The sequence below is a fragment of the Enterobacter cloacae complex sp. IR5401 genome, assembly GCF_049238425.1.
Lineage (GTDB): Bacteria > Pseudomonadota > Gammaproteobacteria > Enterobacterales > Enterobacteriaceae > Enterobacter > Enterobacter hormaechei_C.
Map to the genome: position 1 here is coordinate 1 of NZ_JBMKHN010000057.1, position 600 is coordinate 600.

The following is a 600-nucleotide window of genomic DNA, read 5'->3' on the forward strand; positions in this document are numbered from 1 at the left end:
AGCTCCGCGCCATGCTGGCCATGCGTAATTTATTACGCGACCTCAAATCCAATCTTCTTGATAACGCCACTTTCAGAAAAGAACTCGAGAAAATTCTCAAAGACCCGGCGCTGTCTCAGGAATTACGCGACGAAATGAGCGCACTGGCCCCGAAATAAGCGGCATGTGTAATTTAATGGATTAACCGGGAATATGCTGATGTCTGTGAATACTGAAACCGCCTCCGCGCAGGGGCAGACCACCGTACTGGAAAAAGAGGGCGTTTACGCCTCCCTGTTTGAAAAAATCAACCTGACCCCGGCCTCCAGCCTGGGGGATATCAATGCGTTTCTGGATGACGCCGCGCTTTCTGACGCTCCGGCGGGTGAACGCCTGACGGCGGCGATGCAGGTGTTTATGGACTGCATCCGCAAATCCGGTCAGCCGGTGGAGAAGCTCGACAAAACGCTGATTGACCACCATATCGCTGAGCTGGATTTCCAGATCAGCCGTCAGCTGGATGCCGTAATGCATCACCAGGAGTTCCAGAAGGTGGAGTCCCTGTGGCGCGGCCTGAAGCAGCTGGTGGACAGCACCGACTACCGCCAGAATGTGAAAACC

2 protein-coding genes are annotated in these 600 nt (G+C 54.3%); both read left to right on the forward strand.

Annotated features, from left to right (window positions below):
• The coding region (locus tag ACOTX1_RS23810) for a type VI secretion system contractile sheath small subunit (RefSeq protein ID WP_023313943.1) at positions 1–158 on the forward strand (158 nt) is incomplete at its 5' end.
• Between the two features lie 34 nt (positions 159–192).
• Positions 193–600, forward strand: a 408-nt coding sequence (locus tag ACOTX1_RS23815; RefSeq protein WP_171853675.1) for a type VI secretion system contractile sheath domain-containing protein, incomplete at its 3' end; no start/stop codon positions are given.